The organism is Streptomyces yunnanensis (assembly GCF_029011865.1).
GTDB classification, from domain to species: Bacteria; Actinomycetota; Actinomycetes; order Streptomycetales; family Streptomycetaceae; genus Streptomyces; species Streptomyces yunnanensis.
Genome location: NZ_CP095749.1, coordinates 912716 through 933686, shown reverse-complemented (window position 1 = coordinate 933686; position 20971 = coordinate 912716). Strand labels below are relative to the sequence as shown.

Annotated in this window: 18 protein-coding genes; 8 read left to right on the top strand and 10 right to left on the bottom strand. The window is 71.8% G+C overall.

All coding sequences use genetic code 11. The features are described from left to right. The first annotated feature begins 204 nt into the window (after nucleotides 1–204). The gene (locus MOV08_RS03785) at nucleotides 205–1749 is read left to right on the top strand and encodes an FAD-dependent monooxygenase (RefSeq protein WP_275306231.1); all 1545 of its coding nucleotides are present in this window, start codon (nucleotides 205–207) and stop codon (nucleotides 1747–1749) included. Between the two features lie 11 nt (nucleotides 1750–1760). Here MOV08_RS03785 and MOV08_RS03780 read toward each other — a convergent pair whose 3' ends face one another. After that, the gene (locus MOV08_RS03780) at nucleotides 1761–3407 is read right to left on the bottom strand and encodes a multicopper oxidase family protein (protein WP_275306229.1); all 1647 of its coding nucleotides are present in this window, start codon (nucleotides 3405–3407) and stop codon (nucleotides 1761–1763) included. A gap of 114 nt (nucleotides 3408–3521) precedes the next feature. Next, nucleotides 3522–4046, bottom strand: a complete 525-nt coding sequence (locus tag MOV08_RS03775; protein WP_275306227.1) for a hypothetical protein — start codon at nucleotides 4044–4046, stop codon at nucleotides 3522–3524. A gap of 434 nt (nucleotides 4047–4480) precedes the next feature. Between MOV08_RS03775 and MOV08_RS03770 the strand changes: the two genes are divergently transcribed. Continuing rightward, nucleotides 4481–5590 (top strand): hypothetical protein, encoded by a 1110-nt coding sequence (locus MOV08_RS03770; protein WP_275306226.1) that lies wholly within the window; start codon nucleotides 4481–4483, stop codon nucleotides 5588–5590. A 40-nt stretch (nucleotides 5591–5630) separates the two neighbouring features. On the opposite strand, the gene MOV08_RS03765 is transcribed toward MOV08_RS03770, so the two are convergent. Both MOV08_RS03765 and MOV08_RS03760 read right to left on the bottom strand, forming a co-directional pair. Beyond that, nucleotides 5631–6398 carry a GNAT family N-acetyltransferase gene (locus MOV08_RS03765; RefSeq protein WP_275306224.1) on the bottom strand — a complete coding sequence of 256 codons (768 nt, stop codon included), beginning with the start codon at nucleotides 6396–6398 and terminating at the stop codon, nucleotides 5631–5633. Beyond that, a complete protein-coding gene (locus MOV08_RS03760) occupies nucleotides 6395–7267 on the bottom strand; it encodes a class I SAM-dependent methyltransferase (protein ID WP_039629482.1) in 873 nt (290 codons plus the stop codon). Before MOV08_RS03760 ends, MOV08_RS03765 begins: the two co-directional genes overlap by 4 nt. A 59-nt stretch (nucleotides 7268–7326) precedes the next feature. On the opposite strand from MOV08_RS03760, the gene MOV08_RS03755 reads away from it, so the two are divergent. After that, nucleotides 7327–8811, top strand: coding sequence for a N,N-dimethylformamidase beta subunit family domain-containing protein (locus tag MOV08_RS03755; RefSeq protein ID WP_420834123.1), 1485 nt, complete (start codon nucleotides 7327–7329; stop codon nucleotides 8809–8811). Here MOV08_RS03755 and MOV08_RS03750 read toward each other — a convergent pair. Together MOV08_RS03750 and MOV08_RS03745 are read right to left on the bottom strand one after the other, a co-directional pair. Further along, the gene (locus MOV08_RS03750) at nucleotides 8795–9526 is read right to left on the bottom strand and encodes an HAD family hydrolase (RefSeq protein ID WP_275306220.1); all 732 of its coding nucleotides are present in this window, start codon (nucleotides 9524–9526) and stop codon (nucleotides 8795–8797) included. The two genes, MOV08_RS03755 and MOV08_RS03750, sit on opposite strands and share 17 nt — an antisense overlap. A 5-nt stretch (nucleotides 9527–9531) precedes the next feature. Beyond that, on the bottom strand, nucleotides 9532–10695 hold the full coding sequence (locus MOV08_RS03745; RefSeq protein ID WP_078875386.1) for a serine/threonine protein kinase: 1164 nt from the start codon (nucleotides 10693–10695) through the stop codon (nucleotides 9532–9534). A 295-nt stretch (nucleotides 10696–10990) separates the two neighbouring features. Between MOV08_RS03745 and MOV08_RS03740 the strand changes: the two genes are divergently transcribed. From MOV08_RS03740 to MOV08_RS03725, 4 genes are all read left to right on the top strand, one after another. Continuing rightward, nucleotides 10991–12286 carry an extracellular solute-binding protein gene (locus MOV08_RS03740; protein WP_275306219.1) on the top strand — a complete coding sequence of 432 codons (1296 nt, stop codon included), beginning with the start codon at nucleotides 10991–10993 and terminating at the stop codon, nucleotides 12284–12286. A gap of 5 nt (nucleotides 12287–12291) precedes the next feature. Continuing rightward, complete coding sequence (locus tag MOV08_RS03735; protein WP_067343877.1) at nucleotides 12292–13263, top strand: carbohydrate ABC transporter permease; 972 nt, start codon at nucleotides 12292–12294, stop codon at nucleotides 13261–13263. After that, nucleotides 13260–14117 (top strand): carbohydrate ABC transporter permease, encoded by an 858-nt coding sequence (locus MOV08_RS03730; protein ID WP_275306218.1) that lies wholly within the window; start codon nucleotides 13260–13262, stop codon nucleotides 14115–14117. Before MOV08_RS03735 ends, MOV08_RS03730 begins: the two co-directional genes overlap by 4 nt. A 176-nt stretch (nucleotides 14118–14293) precedes the next feature. Beyond that, a complete protein-coding gene (locus MOV08_RS03725) occupies nucleotides 14294–15406 on the top strand; it encodes a radical SAM protein (RefSeq protein ID WP_275306217.1) in 1113 nt (370 codons plus the stop codon). Nucleotides 15407–15427: 21 nt separating this feature from the next. Here the strand turns inward: MOV08_RS03725 and MOV08_RS03720 are convergent, their stop codons facing one another. Genes MOV08_RS03720 through MOV08_RS03710 form a run of 3 tightly spaced genes read right to left on the bottom strand, consistent with a single transcriptional unit; the run spans nucleotide 15428 to nucleotide 18053 of the window. Further along, complete coding sequence (locus MOV08_RS03720) at nucleotides 15428–16480, bottom strand: mevalonate kinase family protein (RefSeq protein ID WP_275306215.1); 1053 nt, start codon at nucleotides 16478–16480, stop codon at nucleotides 15428–15430. Further along, on the bottom strand, nucleotides 16477–16971 hold the full coding sequence (locus MOV08_RS03715) for an NUDIX domain-containing protein (protein ID WP_275306213.1): 495 nt from the start codon (nucleotides 16969–16971) through the stop codon (nucleotides 16477–16479). Before MOV08_RS03715 ends, MOV08_RS03720 begins: the two co-directional genes overlap by 4 nt. Nucleotides 16972–17021: 50 nt before the next feature. Next, a complete protein-coding gene (locus tag MOV08_RS03710; RefSeq protein ID WP_275306211.1) occupies nucleotides 17022–18053 on the bottom strand; it encodes an NAD-dependent epimerase/dehydratase family protein in 1032 nt (343 codons plus the stop codon). Nucleotides 18054–18403: 350 nt separating this feature from the next. Here MOV08_RS03710 and MOV08_RS03705 point away from each other — a divergent pair, with 350 nt between their 5' ends. Next, complete coding sequence (locus tag MOV08_RS03705; RefSeq protein WP_275306209.1) at nucleotides 18404–20236, top strand: hypothetical protein; 1833 nt, start codon at nucleotides 18404–18406, stop codon at nucleotides 20234–20236. Nucleotides 20237–20333: 97 nt separating this feature from the next. Here the strand turns inward: MOV08_RS03705 and MOV08_RS03700 are convergent, their stop codons facing one another. After that, complete coding sequence (locus MOV08_RS03700; RefSeq protein ID WP_275306207.1) at nucleotides 20334–20930, bottom strand: Type-2Aa cytolytic delta-endotoxin; 597 nt, start codon at nucleotides 20928–20930, stop codon at nucleotides 20334–20336. Nucleotides 20931–20971: the final 41 nt, after the last annotated feature.

Genomic DNA, 20971 nt, shown 5'->3' with positions numbered 1-20971 from the left:
CGCTCAAGTCGGCTTGAGCGGGGAGTGTGGTGATCGACCACCGCGCGGCGGAGCGGCGGTGAAGCCGTGACGTCGTGAAGCGGTGACGTCGTGAAGCCGTGAAGGCGTGAAGTCGTGAAGTCGTGAAGGGAGCGTGCCATGAGTGCCGGATGTGGCGGGGGAACGGGAGCGCAAGGAGCGGGACCGCGAGCCGATGTGCGCGATGTGCCTGATGCGCCCGATGTGCCGGTGCTGGTGGTGGGGGCCGGGCCCGTCGGGCTCTCGACGGGGATGTTTCTCGCGCACTGGGGCGTCCGGCCGTTGGTCGTCGACAAGCGGCCGGACGCGATGGCGGCGGTGCCGCGGGCGAGCACCAGCCTGCGCACCCTGGAGCTGTTCCGGGCGATGGGCCTGGGCGCCGCACTGGAGCGGGAGGGCTGGGAGGGCGGCATGCCGATGCGGACCGTCTTCAAGGACAGTGGGCTGGGCGGCACGCTGCACCGCGGAGGTCTGCCGCCCCGCTACGCGAGGCTGGTGGAAGACTGTAGCCCGGTGCCTCCCCGACTCGTCCTGACGCATGATCAGGTGCAGCGGCTGGCCTGGGAGGAACTGCGCCGACGGGGCGGTGAAGTCCGGCTGGGCGTGCGGCTGGTGGGGCTCACGCCCGGTGACGATCACGTGCGCGCCCGGCTCGTCGATGTCGCCACGGGCGAGGAATCGGAGATCACCGCCGGCTATCTGATCGGTGCGGACGGGGCGAAGAGCGACGTCCGCACCCGACTGGGCATCACCATGCCCGACCGCACGGTCATCGACCACCTCAACACCGCCTTCTACCGCGCCGACCTGGGGCCCGTGCAGCGCGACTGGGGAACCCACGTCTGCTTCGTCCGGAACGATGCCGTATATGCCACGCTGATGTCGAAGAACGGGCGTGACCAGTGGGCCACGCACATCCTGGACCATCCCGGCAAGCCGCCGGCCGGCCCGTCCGAGCTGACCGAGGACGCGACCCTCGCACTGCTGCGGTCCGCCATCGGCGACGCGACGATCCCGATCGAACTGCAGGCGGTCAACGCCTGGGAGGCCGCCATCGGCATGGCCTCCGCCTTCCGGCAGGGTCGGGTCTTCCTGGCCGGTGACGCCGCCCATGTGCAGAGTTCGGCCGGTGGTCTCGGCATGAACACCGGCATCCAGGACGGTCACAACCTCGCCTGGAAGCTCGCCGCCGTTCTGCACGGGCGCAGCGCACCCACGCTCCTGGACGGCTACGAGCCCGAACGCCGGGCCGCTGCCCGGGCGTCCCTGGCCCTCTCCCGCAATCTCCTCCAGGGGTACCAGGCATTGGACGGCGATCCCAACGACCTCTACGACAAGATCGCCGTCGACTACCTGCGCGGAATGATGTTCTACGGATACCCGCCGCACGGCATCGCCACGGGTCCAGGCCCGGACCCCCTGGACGACATCGTCCGTCCCGGCCACCGCTTCCCCCACCGCTGGCTCAACACCCCACCCCACAGCCGGATATCGACCCTGGACCTGATCGGTTCGCGCTGGACGCTGTTCACCGCTGCGGATCTCCCGCGCTGGCGCGCTGCGGCCGCCCCCTTGGGGCTGACACCGCAGCGCGTCCACAAACTCGGCGCACCGCACGCGAGCGACCTCGCCATCGGGGACGATGCCGTACTGGTGCGACCCGACGGCTTCGTGGCCTGGCGCGGCACCACGGAGGAAGCCCTACGGGCCGCGCTCCGCGAAGGGCGGTAGCCGCCCCCGCGTCATGCTGTGCGGTAGGCGAGCAGCCCCATCATCCCGCTCTCGCCGTGATAGGCGTTGTGACAGTGGATCAGCCACTGACCCGGGTTGTCCGCGTCGAAGTCGCAGGCGACCGTCGCGCCCGGCAGGACGACGACGGTGTCCTTGCGGGGACCGTTGGCTCCGAGTTGGTAGGTGTGCCCGTGCAGATGCATGGGGTGCCACATGTCGGTGGAGTTGACGAACTCCAGCCGGACCCGCTGGCCGCCTTCCACGGTGAACGGATGGGCGTCCGCGTCATTCATGTCGAACCGCCGCCCGTTCAGCGCCCAGTCGTACTTCGCCATCCCACCGGTCAGCTTGATGCGATGGGTGACGTCCGGCTGACGGGCCTTCAGCCGGACGCCCTCGGCGGGCCGCAAGGCGGACGCGGTCGGGATCCGGCCGTTGAGTTCCTCGGGCCGCACGGCGGCGGACGGAGCACGGCCCGAGCCGGTCCGCACCAGGGCCAGGCCGGCGGCCCCCTTGCCCTCGGCCAGCGCGACGAGCGGGAAGACGCCGTCGCCGAGCGTGACCAGGGCGTCGTAGCGCTCACCGGGGCCGATCAGGAGGGCGTCGGCGGGCTCGTGGGTGAGGGGATAGCCGTCGGCGTGGGTGAGCGTCAGCCGGTGGCCGCCGAGGGCGACGCGGAAGGCGGTGTCCCCACCGGCGTTGATGATCCGCAGCCGCAGTTTCCGGCCCGGCTTGCCCTGGTACGTGGCAGGCGCGGTCGGTACGCGGCCGTTGATCAGGTAGTGCGGGTACCGCACATCACCGGCGTCCCCGCCCAACAGGGGGCTGGTCGCGCCCATCAGCATGAACGGGTCGTCCATGCCCCCGCCCGTACCGCCTCCCGTGCCCATGTCCGTGCCCGCGTCCATGTCCATGCCCGGCATCCCCGCCATGCCCTGCATACCGTCCATGCCGGCCATGCCGCCGTGCGCGCCCGTCTTCCCGTTGCCTCCGTGGGACGACGACCCGTGATCCATGCCCCGTTGCAGGGCGGCGAGCGCCTGGTCCGGGGTGCCGGTGACGCCGTCGAGCCAGTCGTCGAGCACGACGACCCACTCGTCGTCGTACCGCAGCGGCTCGTGCGGGTCCTCGACGATCAGCGGACCGTACAGGCCGCGGTCCAACTGGACGCCGACGTGCGGATGGAACCAGTACGTGCCGGGAGTCTCGGCGACGAAGCGGTAGGTGAAGGACCCGCCGGCCGCCACGGCCCGCTGGGTGACGGGCGGCACGCCGTCCATGTCGTTGCGCAGGGCGAGGCCGTGCCAGTGGACGGAGGTGCTCTGCGGCAGGTGGTTGGCGAGGTCGGCGACGAGTGTGTCGCCCGCGGTGAGCCGGATCTCCTTGCCCGGCAGCGCACCGTCGAAGCTCCAGGTCCGCACGGCCTTCCCGGCACCCAGGTCGACCGTGCCGGCGGCCGCGGTGAGCCGGACCCGGTGCTCCCGACCGGAGTGGCGCCGCTTCTTCTCGGCGGCCGCCACGGCCGGCCCGGACGGGCTGAGCAGGGTCGGCGCGGGCCGGGCGGAGCCCTGGCCGTCGCCGGAGCAGGCGGTGAGCAGGCCGGCGCCTGCCGCGCCCAGGCCCGCCAGCAGAACGGAGCGTCGGTTGAGCGTGTTCATGGGGTGGTGTCCTTACGCAGATGTGCCCGGCGCGGCGGCGCGCGCACCGCCGGGGTGCGCAGCGCGCGGGCGCCGTGGGAAAAGGCCGAGGTGGGGCAGGGGAGGACGGTCGGCCTAAAGGCGAAGGACGGAGAGGGACGCCGGATCGGGCGGGGCGGGCCCGCGGGCCGGGCCGGCACCCGACCGGCAGGAGGGCGTGGGCGCAGGCGCGCGGACCTGGCCGAGCAGCGGTGGTGGCGGGACCAACTGCTCGGCCCGCACGTCGTACGACGAGCAGTGCGCCCCGCCGTCGTGCCCGTGCCCGGACTGCGCTTCACCGGACCGTGCCCGGTCGGGTCGAGCGTGCCGGGGCTGGCTGTGGTCGGGGCCCGCCCGGTGGGGTGCGGCGAGCGCAACGGGCACCGTCGGCCGCACGGACGGGACCGGATTCAGGGACGCCGGCGGCTGCGCGGAGGGGACCGACGGCATGGCCGCCGTCGACTGCGTGGACGAGGCCGGCTGCATGGCCATCATCGGCGCGCAGGTGTCGGGCAGCCCGTGGTGGGCGATCACGGAAAGGGCCAGCCAGACGAGGGCGAGTAGCACCGTCGCCGGACGACCGCCCCGCGCATCCGAACGCGTCCGCACGGTACGGCTCATCGCCCTTCCCCGAGCCGTTCTCCGCATGCGCAGGCTCACGATCCTCACCTCCCTCCCACGTCACGGACTGCCGGGCCGCCTCACGTACGACTCCGCGCCCCGACGCTCGACCATACCCCCCAGGGCTATGGGCGAGACGACGGCCTCCCCCCCCCGTGCCGTTCGTCCGTCCGCGCTTCCGTCTGTGCTTCCGCCTGATCTTCGGCCGGCGGTCGGCGGTCGGACGACGGCCGGACGACGGTTGGATTGCGCCTCCGTCGGTCGGTGGACGGGGCGGTAGGGATCGGATTCGGCCACTCTCTCCTCGGCATGGCAGGAGATGCGCGGTGATCTGCCACGATGTGGCGGCCCGACAGCGGTGGCCGTGCGGTGCCTGTGTGCGATGTCTGCGCGGACGCCGCGGAACGTCTCCGCGAGACGAGAGGAGTGGCCCGGTGAGCAGAGCTTCCCTCAGTTCGGCCGTGATGACCCACCCGGTGCGCGAGGAGCAGGCCGCGGCGCTCGCCGCCCGGCTGGGGCTCGGGGGGCTGGCGCTGGACCCGGACCCGGGTGGACCGCCGTCCGCGCTGCGCACCGCGCTGGTGGCCTGGGCGGCGCGGGCGGCGGACGCCGGGCACCACCTGGTCGTGCAGGACGACGTGGCCGCACCGCCCGAGCTGCTGGAGCTGGTGGCCGGATCGGTGGCGCGGTTTCCGGACGAGGCGTTGATCTTCTACACCAACTGGCATGCCCGGAACGGCGCCGCGGCCCGGCTGGCGGCGCTGGCGGGGGCCGGGTGGGTGCGGGCCGTGCCGGAGGAGTTCGCGCCGACGTTGGCCATCTGCCTGCCGGCGCGCACGGCGGACGCGTTCCGGGCGTTCGCCGCGGACAGCGCCGAGCGGCACGATGACGAGGTGATGGCGACCTTCCTGCGGGCCGAGGGACGCGCGGGACTGCTGGCGGTGCCGAGCGTGGTCGAGCACATCGGGACGAGCAGCATCAACGGGCACGCCGCACAGGGGATCCGGCTGGCGGTGTGCCCGGTGGGGGCGGCGGAGGCGCGCCCGCTGCTCGACCGCGGATGGCTGCTGGAGGAGTTGGACTGGCTGCCGTACATGCGGTACGGCGAGGGGTACGTGCGACCGGCCGGACACGAGCGGAGCGCCGATCCCCGGCGGCATCTGCGATGGACCGAGGCATTGCCGGACACTGGTCTGACGGAAAGTCAGATATGGGACGTGGTGCGGCGGCACCGGCCCGAGGACGCCGCGGCGGCCGTGGGCCGGCTGTTCGGCGCCGCCTTCGCGGACGAACTGTGGATCCACTGCCTGCTGTTGGGGCGGCAGGCCGAGGACGCCGCCCGCCGGCACGCGGCCCAGCGGGCGGCGGCCGGGCCGACCGGGGAGGCCGGGGCCCGGGTCCGGGCCGCCGCGCTGTCCACGGTCGGCCCGGCCGGTCTGCCGCCCGAGCGGCGGCCCGAGGTGGTCCCGGACCATGCCGCGCTGATGACGGCGTACGCGGAGAGCGCCGTGCGGTGCGGCGGTGCGCTGCTGGGGCGCTCCTGACGGATGTCCGCGGCGTCCACGGGGATCCGTCAGAAGTGCCCTACGTCGGTGCCTGGTCGCGGTCGCGGACGTCGTGGGTGATCCAGACGCAGGGTTCCCAGTACGCACCGCGGTCGTGGTGGTGGTCGATGTCGAGGAGGGCGAGTCCGCCGGGGAAGACGTAGCGGCCGTCGTCGGGGAAGGACATCCGGGTCCACGCCTCCCATTCGGCGACGGTGCCGGTGATGCGGGAGGACTCGGCCACCGCCGCGGCGATGGTGCCGCCCTGGCGCACCTGCGTCCGGATCCAGGGGTCGAACGGGGCGCCGTCGGGGCGGGTCCAGGTCGCGTAGCGCTCGATGGGGACGAGGGGGTAGCGGTCCTTCCAGGTGGGGCGGACCGGGACGATCACGTGGCAGAGCCCGGCGGCGCGGGCCATGGCCGCCATGTGCGCCAGGAGGCGGGCCGAGTACCCCTTGCCCTGGTGGGCGGGGGAGATCTCGATGCCCAGGGCGCACAGGGCGTTCGGCGCCGCCCCGTTGTCGTGGTCGCGGAAGGCCGCCTCGATGGAGGCGTCGAGGCCGGTGCCGAGGCCCTCGGGGGTGCCGTCCCAGGTGCGGGGCAGGGTGCGGCCGGCACCCAGGACGGTGTCGGTCGCGGTGTCGTGGAGGAGGAACTGGTGGTCCGGGAAGTCGGTGAACAGCCGGTTCCAGAAACCGGAGTTGATATCACCGTGCAGGTTGTATTCCGGGACCACTCCAGCGAATTCTCCGGTGAGCCGGTCCCACAATTCCGGCCGTTGGGTGTGATGGACGAACTGGAGCGTCATACGGCGCTCTCCCGGGGATTTACCGCGGGCTTCTCCGCGGCCCACACGATGACCAGCGGAATTCCGTCCCAGGCGGCCCGGGCGGCGTCCGCGATGGCCTCCTCGTAACCCCCGGGCGCCAGCCGGCCGTTGAAGGTCGGCTCGTGACATTCCCGCACGGTCAGCCCGGCGGCATGGAAGGCGTCGAGATAGCGGCCGGGGAGATGCACGTGATTGCGGACGAAGGCCAGACGGTCCGTGTCGTGCACGAAGACGCACTGGCCCTGGAGGGAGATGACGAACGGGTGCATGTCGGAGAGGATGATCCGGCCGCCGGGGCGGAGCACCCGGGCCAGTTCCGCGATCCCCGTCGAAACGTCCGGGAGATGCGTCATGGCCAGGGAGCAGACCGCGAGATCGACGCTCCCGTCGTCCAGCGGGAGGTCTTCCAACCGACCCCGTCGGAATTCCGCTTCGGGCACCTTGCGGCGCGCGTGCGCCAGCATTTCGGGCGACTGGTCGACGCCGATGGTGCGATAGCCGCGGGCGGCCAGTGCGGCGGTCTGGCGGCCGGTGCCACAGGCCGCGTCCAGCGCGGTGCCCACCGGGCCGCGGTCCAGCAGCCCGTGCACCACCGGCTCCTCGACCTCGATGTACGAGCTGGGCAGCGAGTCGTAGCGGGCGGCCCAGGAGGCGTAGCCGGCCGCCGCGTCCAGTTCGCCGACCGCCGCCCCGCCGTCCGGAAGCGCCGCGCCCGGACCCGTCGCGAGGGCGCGGACTTCCTCGATCCGGGCCTTCAGGAAATCCTCGTCGGCGTCCATCGCATGGCGCAGCAGGGCCAGTCCTTCGATGCCCAGCATGAGTTCGCGTACCCGGAATTCCTTGTCCATTTCGATCGATCTCCGTTGGCTGGAAGGGCTGTTGTCGGCAGTGTGTCCGCGCTCCTAGCATGACGCGGATGATCGAGGGATATATGGAACGTGAGAGCGTGACAGTCGGTCGACGTCTCGGATTTCATGTGTCGACGGACGCCGAGGAATTTCGCGTCCGTTTCTATCGCTTGGGGAAGGAACTTTCCTTCATGGCGGAGGCCGGGCCGTATCCGGGTGTGTCGGCCGCCCCGCCGCCCCACCCGGACGGCGTCCCGGAGCACGCCTCGCCCGCCGTGGACTGGAATTGGCCGCCGTATCACCACACCGTTCCCGAGGACTGGCCGCCGGGAATCTACCTCGCCCATTTCGTCGCGGGGACGGAGCAGCAGGTCCGGCGCGTGCCCATGCTCGACGACTCTGACATCGAGGGTTTCGAGCGGGAGTTCTTCGTCGTCCGGCCCCGCCGGGCCGGTGCGACCGGGGCCCGGATCCTGTACAAGAAATCGACGTACACCCGGCACGCGTACAACCGTGCCGACCGGGCGGACGTCCAGCGGGCCGCCAGTCTCTACGACCACCCCGTCCACCGGCAGGCCGGTCCGGACGGGCCGCGCGGCCACCGCCTCAGCCTGCACCGACCCGGCGGGGTCATCGATCTCGCCTACTGGGACGCGCCGTTCATCGCCTGGCTGGAGCGCGGCGGCTACCCCGTCGAGTACTGCACCGACCTCGACCTGCACGAGGAACCGGGGCTGCTGGCCCCCTACCGGCTGCTGCTCAGCGTCGGGCACGACGAGTACTGGAGCGCGGCGATGCGCGACCACGTCGCACAGTTCGTCCGAGACGGCGGGAACGTGGCGTTCCTGAGCGCCAACACCTGCTGGTGGCGGGTCCATCCGGTGGACGGGAACAGCGCGTTCGTCTCCGACACCGACCACCACGTCGGCGAGGAGTATCCGCACCTCCCGGCGACCGACCAGTGGTGGCCGGCCCCGCCGGACGGCGTCGGCGAGCCGGAGAACACCCTGACCGGCGTCAGCTTCCGCAACGGCGGGATGTGGCCGGGCGACTGGCCCGGCGACCGGCCGCGCGACGGCTACCGGGTGCAGCACGCGGACCACTGGGTGTACGAGGGCACCGGGCTGCGGGACGGTTCCGACGGCGGGCCGGCCGACGCCCTGGGTGCCGGGACGCCGCTGATCGGCTACGAGTGCGATGGCGCGGCCTTCGCCCGGGACGCGAACGGCGTGGCGCACGCCACCGGGGTGGACGGCACGCCCGAGTCCTTCCTCATCTTGGGGATCTACCTCCTCGATCCGGTGCACGACGACTTCCACCACCTGAAATGGGGGCACTGGAACTGCCCGGCGCGCGAACCGGCGATCACCGGCCCGCGCGCCGCCACCATGGGGCTCTACACCGCCGGCGGCACGGTGTTCACGGCCGGGACCACCGACTGGCCGGTGATCTGCGGCCGGGAACTGGACGCCGGCGTCGTGCGGGTGACCCGCAACGTCCTGGACCGGCTCTCCGGCCCGGGGCCGACTACACCAGAGCGCTGAGCGCGGTCAGCGAGGCGATGCGCGCGGCCCCGTCCGGAAGCGACGGGGCCGCGCCCGCCACCACCCGGTCCGGGCGCCACAGGTGCACCGCCCGCATCCCGTAGGCGAGCGGTCCCGCCACGTCCGACTCCCACATGTCGCCGACGAACACGGCCTGTTCGGGGCGCAGTCCGCACTGCTCCAGCACCGTCCGGTAGATGAGGGGATGCGGTTTGCGGGCGCCGGCGCGGGCCGAGGTGACCGCGATGTCGACCAGCCCGGCGATCCCGACGTCCTCGATGGCGCGGTCCAGGTCCCAGAACCAGTTGGAGCAGACCGCCACCGTCAGGCCCCGGGCGCGCAGCCCGGCCAGCGCCGCCGGGACGTCGTCGAACAGGGCCAGTCGCAGGTCCTTCATCGCCCGGTCGAGGTCGGCGGCCAGCGGGCCGGCCGCCGCCCCGGGGACGCCGCAGGCCAGCGCCCGCCGTCGCAGTCGGTCCAACTCCCAGGTGTGGTAGGCCCGTTCGCTGGTGGAGTGCGCGGTGTGCTCCTCGCCGTCCCGGGGCCCGACGGTCCACTGGTCGCCCCACTTGTCGGCGGCCTCGACCAGCCCCCGGCTCAGGAAGAACGACCGGTGGCTGGGCGGCAGCGGCTCGACCAGCCGGACCAGCGTGCCGTAGAAGTCGAGGATCACGCCCCGGACGGCGCCCTGGCGGGGCGGGGACTGGGCCGACACCGCCCTCAGTACCGTCCGTGGCGGTGCGGGAAGTAGTCCTCCAACTGCCCGTCCCGTTCGATGTCGAAGGTGGCGCAGTGCAGTCCGCCGCCGAACGGCCCCACCGCGCGGAACGGCACCGGCACGATCTCGAAGCCGTAGCCGGACAGCTGCTCGGCGAGCGCGACTTCCTTCTCCTCGACGCACAGGGTGTCGGGGCCGAGGTTGAGCATGTTGCCGGCCAGCCACGGGCTGCAGTACGACAGCTTGGGCGGATGGTCCCAACTCGCCGGCTGCACCGCCTCGACGATCTCCCAGTCGTTGCGCCGGAAGAACTCCATCAGCTCGGCGTCCGCCAGCCGCTCACCGCAGTGCAGCACCAGTCCGGGCCGCAGCGGCACCCAGGTGGCGTCGATGTGCAGCGGATGGGTGTTGGTGGAGGTCACCGCGTGCACCCGGTGGTCGGGGAAGTGCCGTTTCAGCCACTGGTAGCCGCTGCGGTTGGTGACGAACGACAGCTGGACGAAGAGGTCCTTGCCGAACCGGGCGATGTCCGCCGCGTCGAACAGCGGCTCCTCCTCGGTCAGCACCAGGTCGTAGTCCCGCACCCGCGCCAACTGCACGTCTGTCGGCAGGGTGTTGTAGGTGTCCCAGAACCCCGGCTTGTAGGAGGCGTCGGTCAGCCGGGGCTTGGGGGCCGCCTCCCAGCGCATGTGCGGGTCGGCCTTGAAGATCCCCTGGAGGAGCGGCCGGTAGCAGAGGTACTCGAACCAGCGGCTGCGGTACGACATGGTGGCTTCGAGGATCTCGTTGCCGACGGTCAGCAGCAGATCGCGCGGCGGCATGCAGCCGGACATGGTCTCCTGGGTCCAGTCCGGGGTGCTGACCCGCTGGTTGAAGTCCACGGGGGCGGGGCGATCGACGCGGATGCCGCGGCGCCGCAGCAGCTCGGCGAAGTTGTCGAGCTGTTCGTTGGCCTCCGCGGTCATCTCGGCCGGCATCGGGCCGTAGGTGCCCAGCGGGAATCCGTCGTCGGGGAAGTCCCGCCGGATCGCGGGCTCGGGGGCCTGCACCACCGTGTTGTCGGCGCGTCCGACGACGACGTGCCGCAGGGGATCCCAGCCGTTCCAGGAGTTGACCTTCACCGGGCGGGTGGCCGGATCTGCGGCCGGCGTGCCGTACTCAGTCACGTGCAAACCCTTCGATAGGGGACGTGGGAGACACCCGAGCAAAACTGAGGCAGCAGGGGCGGCACCGTCAAGAGCCGATCATTGAGGCAGCGCGCCTTTTGCGTCAAAACAGCGATGCCTTTGCTCCGGTGAACTCAAGATCGGAATGCGGTCCGGCCTGCCGGACGGCCGTTCATGGATTCTCCGGCCGCACAGTTCCGGCCGTCGGATTATCTGGCCGGAAAGCCTCCCCGAGGTGAGAGATCGGATACCGGGGGTAGATACAGCCGGTTCCGACAACCCGACGGAGGAGATCATGGCCGAGCGCATCTCCCGTTTGGCGGCGGGCCTGGGAGCGATGGTCCTGATGGGCGCGGTGGCCGGCTGCGGTGGCGGCAAACCGGTCGCCGCCGCGGACCGCACGGGGGAGCTCACGGTCTGGCTGACCGTGGACGCCCAGGAGAGCTGGCCGGATCTGGTGAACGAGGTCAACGACCGCTTCCGGAAGACCTATCCCAAGGTCAAGGTCACCGTGCAGTACCAGCAGTGGACCACGAAGAACCAGAAGATCGACGCCGCACTGGCCGGTCGCAAAGTCCCCGACGTGATCGAAATGGGCAACAGCGAGACCACCAATTACATCGTCAACGGGGCCTTCGCCGCCGTCGATCCGGCGAAATTCGACCACTCCGCGGAATGGCTACCGGCACTTCGCGACGCCTGCCGGAACGACGGCAAGACCTACTGCGTCCCGTATTACGTCGGTGCCCGGGTGGGAATCTACCGCACCGATCTGCTCGCCCAGGTCGGCGTGACCCGGGCACCGCGCAGCTATACCGAACTCCGCGTCGATCTCGACAAACTCAAGGCGAAGTTCGGCGCCACCGACAAGAATTTCTCGGCCTTCTACATGCCCGGCCGCTACTGGTACGCGGCGATGGCCTTCGTCAAGGACGCCGGCGGCGAGATAGCGGCGCGCGGAAAAGACGGCCGCTGGCACGGCGCGCTCTCCTCCGCCCGTTCCATCGCCGGACTCACCGCCTGGAAGGACCTCCTCGACTCCTATTACAGCGGCGACCGTTCCAAGGACAACGGCGACGAACCGGCGGTCGTCGGCCAGGGCAAGGTCGGCATGTTCTACGGCAACACCTGGGAGGCCAAGGCCGCGACCGACAGCAGATCGGGCGGCGACCCGGCGCTGCGCGGGAAGTTCGGCACATTCGCCTTCCCCGGCCCCTCCGGCACGATGATGCCGTCGTTCCTGGGCGGCTCCACCCTGGCCGTCCCCGCCAAGTCCGAGAACCAGGACCTGGCCCAGGACTGGATCCGGCTCTTCACCGACCGCACCTCCCAGCGCCGCCTGATAGCCGCCGACACCCTGCCCAACAACACCGCCCAGCTCAAGGAAGTGGCCGCCGACAGCGTCAACGGCCCCGCCGCACAGGCCGCCACCCGCGGCTGGGTGACCCCGCTGGCCCCCGGCTGGGGAGCCGTCGAGAAGTCCAACGTCCTCCAGGAGATGCTCCAGGACATCGCGACCGGGAAACAGTCGGTGCCGGACGCCGCACGGGCCGCGGACCGCCGCATCGACGCAGTGATCAACGAGAACTGACGGCGGTGGGGAGCGTGGAACTGCCCGGACCGCCCCGCGCCGCCCGGCCGCCGCGACCGGCCCGGGCACCCCGCCCGCGGCGCACCATCCGGCGACGGGCGCTGCCGTACCTGCTGATCGCACCGACCGTGCTCGCCCTCGCCGCGGTCCTCGGCTACCCGCTCGTCGACCTGGTGGTGCTGTCCTTCCAGGACATGACCCGGCGCGAACTGTTCTCCGGGGCCACGCCGCCGTGGGCCGGGCTGGCCCACTACCGCTCGATCCTCTCCGACGGTTTCTTCTGGACCGTCGTCGGCCGCACCGCCCTGTTCACCGTCGCCTGCGTCGCGGCCACGATGGTGCTGTCGCTCCTGGTGGCGCTGCTGATGCGACGGGTCTCGCCATGGGTGCGGACGGTCATGACCGGCGTCCTGGTCGCCGTCTGGGCCATGCCGGTCATGGTCGCCGCCTCCATCTTCCGCTGGCTCTCGGACGCCGACTACGGCGTCGTCAACTGGCTCCTCGGCCTGCTGCCGGGGCTCGACTTCAGCAAGCACAACTGGTTCGAGAACCCCTGGCAGGGCTTCGCCGTCATCACCGGCGTGGTGGTCTGGGGCGCCGTCCCGTTCGCCGCACTGACCCTGCAGGCCGCGCTCAGCCAGGTGCCGGCCGAACTGGAGGAGGCGGCACTGGTCGACGGCGCGCGCCCCGGCCAGCTGTTCCGGCACGTCACCTGGCCGGTGATCAAACCGTCCGCCGTCCTGGTCACCTCGCTGTGCGCCATCTGGGACTTCGGGGTGTTCAACCAGATCTGGCTGATGCGTGGCGGCCAACCGGAGAAGGACTACTACCTGCTCGGCGTCTACTCGTTCATCGAGTCCTTCGCCGTCAACCGCTACAGCGCCGGCGCGGCCATCGCCGTCCTCACCGTCCTGATGCTGCTGGGCGGCGCGGTCGTCTACGTGCGCCAGCTCGTCCACCTGGGAGCGGCCGAGTGAACACAACCCCACGTACCGGGCACGCCCCCGGCCGCCGACGACGGCGCGCGACGGCGAACGCCCTCGGCCTCGCCTTCAGCGCACTGATGGCCTTCCCGCTCTACTGGATGCTGCTCACCGCGTTCCGCCCGGCCACCGAGATCCACGCCGATCCGCCGCACTTCTGGCCCGACCACCTGACGCTGGAACACTTCCGCCGCGCCCTGAGCACCCCGACCTTCTGGGCCAACGTTCGCTCCAGCGTCCTGATCGGCGTCGGCACCGTGCTGGTCTCCCTGTTGATCGGCACCCTCGCGGCCTTCGCCCTCGCCCGCTTCTCGTTCGCCGGGCGCAAGGCCCTGGTCCTGATCATCCTCGGCGTCCAGATGATCCCGCTGGCCGGCCTGATCATCCCCGTCTACCTGCTGCTGAGCGACGCCGGACTGACCGACAGCCTGCCCGGCGTGATCCTCACCTATCTCGTCTTCATGCTGCCGTTCACGGTCTGGCTGCTGCGCGGCTTCATCGCCGCCGTCCCGGTGGAGCTGGAGGACGCCGCGATGACCGACGGCTGCACCCGCCTGGGAGCCTTCCGCCGGGTCGTCCTCCCGCTGCTCGCCCCGGGCCTGGTGGCGACCTCCATCTACGCCCTGGTCCAGGCGTGGAACGAGTACGTCCTCGCCTACGTCCTGCTCTCCAGCAACGACAAGCAGACCCTCAGCATCTGGCTGCTGTCCTTCCAGACCAGCTTCGGCACCGACTACGGCGGACTGATGGCCGGCGCCACCCTCACCGCGCTGCCCGTCGCGGTCTTCTTCGCCCTCGTCCAGCGGCGGATCGGCGCGGGCCTGACCACCGGCGCGGTCAAAGGGTGAGCCGCCGAAGACGGGACGCCGGTCCCGCGCGGGCCGGCCGCCGCTGAGCCGCCGGGCGCCCGGCCGCCGGCACGACCGCCCCGCCGGGCACGCCGCCCCAGAGCCATGTCGCACGCACTCGACCGGCGGACCGACGTCCGCCGGTATACGGAACCTCCGACAACGCAGGAGAACACGTGACGTTCGACCGTCTCGACCTGGTGTCCAAGCTGTACCAGCCGGCCGGTTGGCCGCGGATCCTCGAAGCCGCCACCGGGACCCGCTCCAGCGGCCCGCTGGTCGTGGACCTGGACCCGACGACCTTCTGCGACCTGGCGTGCCCCGAATGCATCAGCGGGAAGCTGCTCAACCAAGGACGCTTCACCCCCGAACGGCTCGCCGAACTGGCCGGCGAACTCGTGGAGATGAAGGTCCGGGCGGTGGTCCTGATAGGCGGCGGGGAACCGCTCGCCCACCGGGGCACCCGCCAGGTCCTCCGCGTCCTGGGCGAGGCCGGCATCGCCATCGGAGTGGTCACCAACGGCACCCTGATCAAACAGAACCTGGCCGAACTCGCCGCCTACGCCTCCTGGGTGCGGGTGTCCATCGACGCCGGGACCAGCGAGACCTACCGGCGCTTCCGCCCCGACCGCAAGGGCCGCAGCGTCTTCGACAAGGTCATCGCCAACATGCGACTGCTGGCCGAGGCCAAGCGCGGCGCCCTGGGCTACTCCTTCCTCGTGATGAGCCGCCAGGAGCCGGACGGCACCGTCGTCAGCAACCACCACGAGGTCCTGGAGGCAGCCGAACTCTCCCACGACATCGGCTGCGACTACTTCGAGACCAAGGCGATGTTCGACGACGGACACCACGTCATCCAGGTGCCGGACGAGGTCCTCGCCTCCGTGGAGGAGCAGCTCGCCAAGGCCGCCGCCCTGACCGGCGACGCCTTCGAGATCGTCAACTCCTCGACCCTGACCTCGCTGCGCAACCGGGTCGGGCCCGTCCAGGACAAGGACTACCACCGCTGCCGGGTCGCCGAACTGCGGACCCTGGTGACCCCGTCCGGCGTCTACGTCTGCTCCTACCACCGGGGGAACGCCGGGGCCCGGATCGGGGACGCGGTGACCGAGCGCCTCCCCGAGATCTGGCGGGCCTCGGACCGCGGCATCGTCGACCCCAGCCGGGACTGCCGCTTCCACTGCGCCCGCCACCGCTCCAACCTCGAACTCGACCGGATCGGGACCGGAACGGCGGCGGGAACGCTGGCCGCACCGGAACCCGGCACGGACTACGACCCGTTCATCTAGCAGGGGGCAGGAGCAGCCCGGCTACGGGGCCGGCGCCGCGGCGATCTCCGGCGCGAGGCCCGCCGCGGCCCGGGCCGGGATCACCCGCGCCCGGGGGTGCGCCGGGCCGAGCGCCCGCCGCAGCCGCGCCACCACCTCCGCCTGGTCGGCCGCCGGACAGACGCCGACCAGTGCCCCGCCACCGCCGGCCCCGCTGAGCTTGAGCGGCAGGTCGGCGGCGCGCAGGGCCAGCGACCGCAGCTCCTCCAACAGCGGCGTGGACATGCCCTGGAGGTCCCGCATCGCCCGGTGCGCCCGGCTCATCGCCGCACCGAGGGCGGACAGGTCACGGCCCCGCACGGCCTCCCACACCGCGGCCGAGGCGGCGTCGGTCCGCTCGCGGTACGCGGCGAGCCGGGCGTCCCCGGCGGCGAGCTGCGCGCGGACCGAGCGGATGTGGTCGCTGGTGTCCTTCCGGGTCGCCGAGTCGAGCACGACCACCGCCCACTCGTCGGGGAAGTCGGCCCGCTGCGCGATCTCCGGCAGGCCGGTGGTCCGTCCGTCGAGCAGCAACAGCCCGCCGGCGATGACCGCGAGGTGGTCCATGCCACCGCCGTTGAAGATCGCGAACTCGAACTCGTACGCCCACTGCGCCAACGTCCGCGCGGGCACCGACCAGCCCCCGGCGTCCCCGGCCACCGGCACCGCGGCCTCGGTGAACGCCCGGAACAGCGCCACGATCAGCGCCGTCGACGACGACAGACCGCTGGCCGCCGGCGCCTCGCTGCGCGCGGTCACGACCGGTGGACGGGGGCCGAGGCCGGGCAGTCGCCGACGCAGGAACGTCCACACCTCGCCCGCCCAGGCGCCGGCGCCGCCGTCCGGCGCCGCGCCGGCGGGCGGCCGGGCGCCCGGCGGCCGCACCGTGACCGAGGTCGTCAGGTCCAGCGCCAGGCTGACCGACCGGCCGCCCAGCCAGTCCAGGTCCTCCCCGGACAGGCAGGCCCGACAGGGCACCACGGCCCCTCCCGCCGGGCCGCCGCGCGGCGCCGCCGCCCCGTCCTCCGCTCCGGACGCCCTCGTCGGTGCGTTCATCGGGTCTGGAACCTTCCGGTCGAGCTGAACTCCCGGAACATCTCCAGGACCACAGCGGTGGGTGGGTGCAACGGCCGCGGCGGATCCCCGAGGGCCCGGAAACCGGCCCGGGTCACCTCGTCCGGTCCGGGGGAGAGCTCCCCGGACCAGCGGCGGGCGACGAAACACAGCGCGAAGCAGTGCGTGATGTCGCCGTTGGGATAGGTCAGGGTGTGGACCGCGGGGTCGGACAGCGTGCCGAACGCCTCCAGGTCGTCCCGCTCGACGTGCAGCCCGGTCTCCTCCGCCAGTTCCCGCCGGGCCGTCCCGACGAAGTCGTCGCCCTCCTCGCACGCCCCGGCCGGCAGCTCCCAGACGCCGGTGTCCGCGCGCTGCTGGAACAGCCCCCGACCGGCCGCGTCCAGCAACAGGACCTGGGCGCCGGGCACGAGCAGCGGCCGGCTGCCCACCTTCTGCCGTAGCTCCCACAGGTACGAGCCGACATAACTCACCTGAGTGTCACCTTTCATCGCGCCTTATCCGCATATCCGGGGGCAGATTGTCATGCGGCGGCCTCGGCGGCCAGCCACCTCGGCACCGCGTGCGGGGTGGCGGACAGCCAGCGCACATACCGCTCCACGCCCGCCCGGACATCGATCCGCGGCCGCCAGCGCAGCAGTTCACGGCAGTGCTCGGTGGCCGCGTACCCGCCCAGCGGGTCGCCCTCGGGCAGGGGAGTGGTGACGAAGTGCGCCCGCGGGAAGTGCGGCGCGATCAGTTCGCCGACCTCGCGGACCGAAGTCGGCACGCCCGTACCGACGTTGACGGTCGCCCCGGCCATCTGGTCCTCCACCAGGGCCAGCGCGGTGGCCGCCGCCACGTCCTCGACGTGGACGAGGTCCCGCACCTGGACCCCGCCCCCGTTGAGCCGCATCGGGCGGCCCAGCCGGGCCTGCATGGACAGCCAGGCGACCATCCAGGAGTGGCTGCCGGGCTTGGGAACCTGCGGATCGCCGTAGACGGAGAAGTACCGCAGCACCGCGTACTCGGGGGTGTCCGGACCGCTCAGCAGCAGTCGGGCCTGGTGCTCCGCCCAGAGCTTGGAGTTGGCGTACACCGACACCGGCAGCAGCCGCTGGTCCTCGCGGAAGACCTGCGGCCCCCGTACGGACGGATCGCCGTTCCCGTACACCGCCGCCGACGACACCAGCACCAGTCGCCGCACCTCGGACGCCGCGACCTCCTCCAGCACCACCTGGGTGCCCTGGACGTTCGCGCGGAACGCGATATCGGGCCGACGGGTGCAGGCGGCCACATCGGCATAGGCCGCGGCGTGCACCACATAGTCGGCACCGGCCAGCACCCGGCGCACCGCTTCGCGGTCGCAGACGTCCCCGACCACCAACTTCGCCCCGAGGCTGTCGACCCCGAACAGCGAGGAGTGCACCGCGTCCGGATAGGCGTCCAGCCGGTCCAGCATCGTCACCTCGGCCTCCGCCCGGCGTAACAGCCGGACCAGCCGACTGCCCACCAGACCGGCGCCGCCCGTCACCACCACCCGGGAATCCCGGAGTTTCTCCAGCCGGGCCTCCACCGATTCTCCGTGGACATCGGGCGCCGGACTCCCCGTTCCGGCACCGCCATTACCCCGCGCATTGCCATTCATCCCGACGTCCCCGTTTCCGTTCACCGTTCCGGGCATGGAACCCCCTCTTCCCACATAACAGCGCACGAGCCGGCCCGGCGTGGGCCAGCGGTCAGCATGTCCGCCGTCGATTCCGGTGGCCAGAGCGCCATTTCGGCAGTCTTGCGGCGCGTGCGCGGACCGCCGTACTGTCCGGATTCACGTGCCGGATCCATCCGATGCGATGCAAAAGCCCGACGGGCCGGGGAAACGGAGAACCGGAGGAATTGATGACCCGTTATCGATTGAGCGGGGCCGTGATGACCCATCCCCAACGCCAGGCCGCCGCCGAAAGGTTGGCACGGTCCGCTCCGCCCGGAGCCCTGCGCGTCGTCATGGACCCGGACCCGGCCGGAAAACCGTCCGTATTGCGGACCGCACTGTGCGCCTGGGACGCGATCGAGGACGGTGCCACCCACCAGCTCGTCGTCCAGGACGACATGATCCTTTCCGATACGTTTTTCGAACGCGCCCGGATGGCGATTGCCGAGATGCCCGACGCCGCGCTGGCGCTTTTCGCACTCTGGGACTCACGGAACGGCGCCGCGGTGCGTTTCGGCGCCATGGCCGGCGCCCGGTGGGTGGGCGCCGTCAACGAGTACTTTCCCTGTGTCGCCATCATTCTCCCCAGGGAAGTCGCCTCCGGATTCGCGGCTTTTGGGCGACGCCATCTTGACAGCTGGCCCGACGACATCCTGATGAACCGCTACTTACGCGCGCATGGAATCCCGTCCTACGTTTCGGTGCCCAGCCTCGCCGAGCACGAGGACCACGGCAGCATCTCCGGCAACGCGTTCCGCGGACCGCGCCGTTCGGTGTGTTTTCTGCCCCAAGATGTTCCCGGGCGCGAAGGCGCACGACTGACCGGTCTGCGGGTGCTCCCGTTCTTCAAACAGGGCGTCGCGCAGTGCGCGGTACGCACAGTGCCCGCGGGCGCACGCGCCCCGCACGCGCCCCAGGGCCCGGACGCCGGCCGCTGGCTCCACCTCGACTGCGAGCAGTACCTGGAGGGCTCCGGCGTCCGTATCGGAAGGCAGCAACCGGCCATCGTGCGAATGGCCGAAGCCACCACCCCCGAGGCGGCGCGAGGAGCCTGGCTCACCGCCTTCACGATGGGATTCGTCCACCAGAAGGACGGACTCCGCTGCGACCCGGCGACGGGCGGTCCCGGCGACGCCCCGGGATCGGACGCCGTACCGGACCCCGCCGTGCTCGCCGAGGCGCTCGCCACCGTGGGCCCCGGCGGCATCAGCTACGCCCAGGCGGAGGAGCGGATCGCGCAGCAGCGCGACGAACTGGCGCGGATCACCCGGGCCGGCCTCGACGCCGGCCGCGACGCCGCCGAACGGACCCGACCGCCCCGCCGGGCCCACCCCACGCCGACCGACGCCCACCCCGCCGACGCCCACCCCGCCGACGCCCACCCCGCCGACGCCCACCGCGCCGACGCCCACCGTGTCGCGATAGTCGGCGGCGCCGGAACCTCCCTCGGCGAACACCTCGTCCGCGGACTAAGGGACGCCGGACACCACGTCACCACCCTGACCCGACGACCGACCGGCCATCCCCCGCACGCTCTCCTGGACCTGACCCCCCTCGCCCTCCCGCCGACCGCTTCCCCCAACCCCACTCTCACCCTCGAACTCACCGTCCCCGCAACGAAGTTCACGATCCACCTGGGCGACCTCTACGGACCCGGCTGCCCCCATGACTCGCGCATCGGGCGCCTGGTCTGGGACGCCCTGCGCAGCTACCCCCTGACCCTCGACGCCCCCGCCGAGACGCTGCGCCCGCTGCACACCCGGGACCTGGTCACCGCCCTGTCACTGCTGCTCCGCACACCGCCCCTGGAGCCGGTGATCGGCCTGGCGGACGCCCCGATCACCGCCACCGAGTTGGCGGAGGCCATCCGCACCGCCGTCCGTCCGGTCCCCCTCGCCCCGCCCGAGGAAGCCGCGCACGCCACCCCCGAGACCGCCGCCTGGCCCCCCTCCCCACCCGGCTGGAAGCCCGTCACGGAACTCCGCTACGGGCTCCACACCCACGCCCAATGGCTCGCCTACGAAGGCATCCACCTCGTCCTGGAGGTCTGACCCGGGCCCGTCGACCACGGCGAGCCGCCGCGCCCAGAAGGGCGTCGGTCCTCGCCGCGGTCGCGGTCGTGGTGGGGAGCGCTCCCCACCACCGCCATCAGGCCGCCGCGCGCACCGGCTGACGCACCGTGATCGCGTTGACCCGGATCGCGCACTGCGCGACGTCGTCGCTCGCGAGCGCACCGGCCTTGTCCGCACTCAGACCGATCGTCACGTTCACACAGAACGCGAGGGCGTAGACGAAGCCCTCGGTCTCCTCGTCGTGGAGCGCGAACAGCAGGTTGTAGTAGTAGCCCGTGCTGTCGGGCGCGTCACCGTAGAAGGACAGGTGGGTGCCCTCCTGGCGGCCCAGGCCGACGAAGACCTCGGTGAGCGCGGCCTCGGCCCGCTCCCAGAACGCGGGGTTGCCGAACGGCTGGCCCAGCGCCTGGCGGACGGCCTCCCGGAGCGACATCACCATGACGCCGACGGGCGCGGTCTCCTGGAGCCCCCAGCCCCGGACGATCTTCACGGTGGCACCGTCGGGAACGGCGCTCGCGGCCCGGCTGATCTCGCCGAAGTCGAAGTCGACGGTGGCCGGCGCGATCGCGTACTGGAACTTCTCGGCAAGGGCCTGCGCCTGCTCCAGGACGTCCGGGCGCACCTCGAAGACGGCCTTGAAGGTCGTCTTCGAGGTGGCGGGCTGGTCGGACATGACTGCTCCTCACATACGGGAAATCGCGTCGCGCCGACGGG

Bases quoted from the DNA above. Each gene is read 5' to 3' on its own strand.
- MOV08_RS03780 (WP_275306229.1), bottom strand. From the start codon at position 3,407: ATGAACACGCTCAACCGACGCTCCGTTCTGCTGGCGGGCCTGGGCGCG.
- MOV08_RS03775 (WP_275306227.1), bottom strand. From the start codon at position 4,046: ATGAGCCGTACCGTGCGGACGCGTTCGGATGCGCGGGGCGGTCGTCCG.
- MOV08_RS03765 (WP_275306224.1), bottom strand. From the start codon at position 6,398: ATGACGCTCCAGTTCGTCCATCACACCCAACGGCCGGAATTGTGGGAC.
- MOV08_RS03760 (WP_039629482.1), bottom strand. From the start codon at position 7,267: ATGGACAAGGAATTCCGGGTACGCGAACTCATGCTGGGCATCGAAGGA.
- MOV08_RS03755 (WP_420834123.1), top strand. From the start codon at position 7,327: ATGACGCGGATGATCGAGGGATATATGGAACGTGAGAGCGTGACAGTC.
- MOV08_RS03740 (WP_275306219.1), top strand. From the start codon at position 10,991: ATGGCCGAGCGCATCTCCCGTTTGGCGGCGGGCCTGGGAGCGATGGTC.
- MOV08_RS03720 (WP_275306215.1), bottom strand. From the start codon at position 16,480: ATGAACGCACCGACGAGGGCGTCCGGAGCGGAGGACGGGGCGGCGGCG.
- MOV08_RS03705 (WP_275306209.1), top strand. From the start codon at position 18,404: ATGACCCATCCCCAACGCCAGGCCGCCGCCGAAAGGTTGGCACGGTCC.
- MOV08_RS03700 (WP_275306207.1), bottom strand. From the start codon at position 20,930: ATGTCCGACCAGCCCGCCACCTCGAAGACGACCTTCAAGGCCGTCTTC.